Source organism: Mesorhizobium sp. M8A.F.Ca.ET.021.01.1.1, from assembly GCF_003998025.1.
Taxonomy (GTDB): domain Bacteria; phylum Pseudomonadota; class Alphaproteobacteria; order Rhizobiales; family Rhizobiaceae; genus Mesorhizobium.
This window is the reverse complement of record NZ_RZSJ01000673.1, coordinates 1-3,119: the sequence shown is the minus strand read 5'-3', so window position 1 is coordinate 3,119 and position 3,119 is coordinate 1. Positions and strand designations below refer to the sequence as shown.

At 67.3% G+C, this 3,119-nt stretch carries 2 protein-coding genes and 1 pseudogene; 1 reads left to right on the top strand and 2 read right to left on the bottom strand.

The window, feature by feature from the left end; all coding sequences use genetic code 11:
- The coding region (locus tag EOA36_RS31950; protein ID WP_127280831.1) for a cellulase family glycosylhydrolase at positions 1–905 on the top strand (905 nt) is incomplete at its 5' end.
- Between the two features lie 203 nt (positions 906–1,108).
- Here the strand turns inward: EOA36_RS31950 and EOA36_RS31940 are convergent.
- Positions 1,109–2,449: a VpsF family polysaccharide biosynthesis protein gene (locus EOA36_RS31940; protein WP_127280830.1), complete on the bottom strand. Its 1,341-nt coding sequence runs from the start codon at positions 2,447–2,449 to the stop codon at positions 1,109–1,111.
- 1 nt (position 2,450) lies between these two features.
- Positions 2,451–3,119, bottom strand: a pseudogene (locus tag EOA36_RS31935) (tyrosine-protein kinase family protein); the annotation flags it as partial.

The following is a 3,119-nucleotide window of genomic DNA, read 5'->3' as shown; positions in this document are numbered from 1 at the left end:
CCCTCGATGCCGACCTCGGCATCATCGTCAACGTGCAGGCCAACGGCGCCACCCATTATTGGAATCCCGACCGCATGGTCTCCAGCACCGCCGCCCCCGAATTCGCAGCCTATCGCGCGCTGGTCGGCACGCTTGCCGGCAGGCTGCAGCGCTTCGCACAGGGCATGGTGGCGCTGGAACCGGTCAACGAGCCGCCGCAATCCTGCTCTTCCAATGTCTGGTCGAACGTCCAGGCGGCCCTTTTGACGGCCGCCAGGGCATCGTCGTCGGCCTTGCCGCTGGTCGTCACCGGCGGCTGCGGCTCGATGGTGAGCGGGCTCGCCGCGCTCGACCCGGAGCCGCTGGCGGCCTTCGAGCCGATCCTGTTCACCTTCCACTTCTACGAACCCTATCTGTTCAGCCACCAGGGCGCGCCCTGGATGCGCGAGCCCGTCTACCGCGCGCTGAACAACGTGCCATGGCCGGCTTCCGCCGGTTCGCTCGAACAGACGCTGGCCTCCGTCAGGGCGCGCATGGCTGATGACATCGAGACCTCCGAAGCGGACAAGCAGGCCGCCTATGCCGAAACCGAGCGCGTGCTCAAGGTCTATTTCGACGCCAGGCCCGACCGCTGGTTCATCGACAAATATATCGGCCAGGCGCGCGACTGGGCCGACAGCCACGGCATCGCGCCTGGCCGCATCATCATGGGCGAATTCGGCGCGCTGCGCACCGACGCCCGCTACGTCGCCGCCCCCAACCCCGACCGTGCCCGCTATATCGCCGATGTCAGGCAGAGCGCCGAGGCATCAGGCTTCCCCTGGGCCTTCTGGGACCTCTTCGACGGTATGGGCATGATGGACGACACGACGCGCGCACTCGACCCGGCGATGGTCGAGGCGCTGGGGCTGAGGATGGCGAAGTAGGTTGCCGTCCCACACGGGCAATCGTCGAGTTCCTTCACGCCCCCCTCTGTCCTTCCGGACATCTCCCCCACGAGGGGGGAGATCGGAGGCACGTCCGCCTTCGCCAATCGCCTATGCTGCAAGAGAGAGCCAGCGCAGAAGCCGCCAATCTCCCCCCTCGTGGGGGAGATGCCCGGCAGGGCAGAGGGGGGCGCCGTAGAGCGCTACCCTTGCAACCGTTGTACTCCTCGCCCCGCCACCCCCACCGGCCGGTACAGCACCAGCGCGATCACCACGAACTTGGTCATCAGCGTCGTCTTGGACGCCAGGCTTTCGGAGGTGTTGAGCAGGATCAGCCAGCCCAGCATCGTCAGCCAGATGCCGGGATGGCAGCGGCGCGCCACTTCGTGCATGAACAGTACGAAGCCCAGAAACAACAGCAAGGTGAAGAAGGCGCCCTGATAGAGCACCAGGCGGATGATCGGGTTCTCGATGCCCTGTTCGAGGCCGTTGATACGGCGCAGGCTTTCGATGAGATCGATATCGGGTCCCACGATCAGGTCGCGCAGTTCGAAATGCTTGAACAGCTCGAACATTTCGACGCGGGCATTGGCGCTGCCGCTGTCCGAAACGAAGCGTTCCAGCAGCGCGTCGAAGAAGCCGTAGGAGAACAGCATGGCGAGCACGACCGGCAGCAGCGAGCAGAGCACGACCGCAAGTGCGGCACCCGGCAGGCTGATGCGTCCTCGCCGCAGATAGGCGACGCCGCTGAAAAGCAGGTAGATGCCGCCGAGCGCGATCGTCGTCACCATCGCCGAGCGCCCGCCGAACACGACCAGCGCCGCGCATTGCAGGCCGACCAGCCCGAGCCGCAGCGGCATGGACAGCGATCGCGAACCCGAAAGCAGCGCCAGCACGTAGATCGCGGTGATGGTCGCGTTGGACAGCGGATGGCCCTGAAGCGCCGTCGAGCGCAGGTCGTTCATGAACACCTCGCCGTCGAGCCGGTAGGGAAAGACCAGCGTCTTGGTGGCGAACTCGAACAGCGCCAGCAGCGCGTTCGCGGTCATGACCGCGTGAACGACGGTCCGCATCCGGGCGAACGTCCTTTCGTCGTCCTCGGCCAGCATCATCACCAGCAGCGCCGGCGCCACGAAAGTGTCGATCATGCCGGCCATGCCGGGGCGCTGCCTGACGATGACGACGACCAGCAGCATGATCGACATGACGGCCAGCAGCGCGCTCGCCGGCCGCCTGTCGGCTATGGCCAGCGTGTAGCCGACCGGGTTGCCGAAGGTGCAGGCGCGCCAGGCAAACATCAGCACGAGCAGATAGGTCGAGGGATGGATCTTGGTCGCCGGATTGCCGGTCAGGCCGTCGTAATTGTAGCCCACCAGCCACAGCATGCCGCCCGAGATACTGAACAGCAACGCGACAACCGCGACTAGGCCGTAGCCGGTCACCCAGTCGAGGGAATTGCCGGCACGGGGCGCGGCCGCGACTTGACCCTGGCCGGCCCAGCCGGCTGGGGTGGCGGACCGGGCGGCACCTCGGATGGCAGCCATGTCAGGCCGCCTCGTCGACCAGCAAGGCGCCGGTCGGCAACCGCCCCATGACGGAAATGGCCTGCGAAGCCGCCGTGACATCGCGCATCGGCGTCGCGTTGAGCGTGGCGACAAGCACGATCTCGTCGACCATGGCAACCAGCGGCGAGGCGTTGAGATTGTCGGCCAGCGCGCCGCCGTCGACGATGACGAGTTCGAAATTGCGGCTCGCCTGGGCCAGCATGTGCTGCGTGAAATAGACGCCCTGCGCCTCGGAGAAGGCAGCCTTTGGCCGGCCCTTGCCCAGCACCGCCACGTTGCTGCCGGGCGCGTACTGGCTCAGCGCCTCGAAGGCATATTCGCCGCGCAGCACGTCGAGCAGGCCGGGCTGCGGCTCCTTCTGGCCGCCGCCGGCACTGTTGGTGTCGATGAACAGGACACGGCTGCCCCTGGCGGCCGCCGCGTTGGCCAGCAGACGCGCCACCCGGCCCCGCTGCGCGGCGTCCTCTGGCGCTGACGTCAGCAGGACGGATGGCACCAGCGGCCAGTCCGGCGGACGCCGGCTGGAAGAGAACAGGCGTCTCAGCGCCAGCCCGGCGACGGCGTCCATCTTCTGTCCGGCCGGCGTGGCGGCGCCGCCGAAAGGCCACCAGCGGCGGCGCGCCGATTTTGCCGGCAGCACGCCCACCAC

Coding starts and splice junctions, on each gene's coding strand:
- EOA36_RS31940 (WP_127280830.1), bottom strand. CDS start 2,449: ATGGCTGCCATCCGAGGTGCCGCCCGGTCCGCCACCCCAGCCGGCTGG.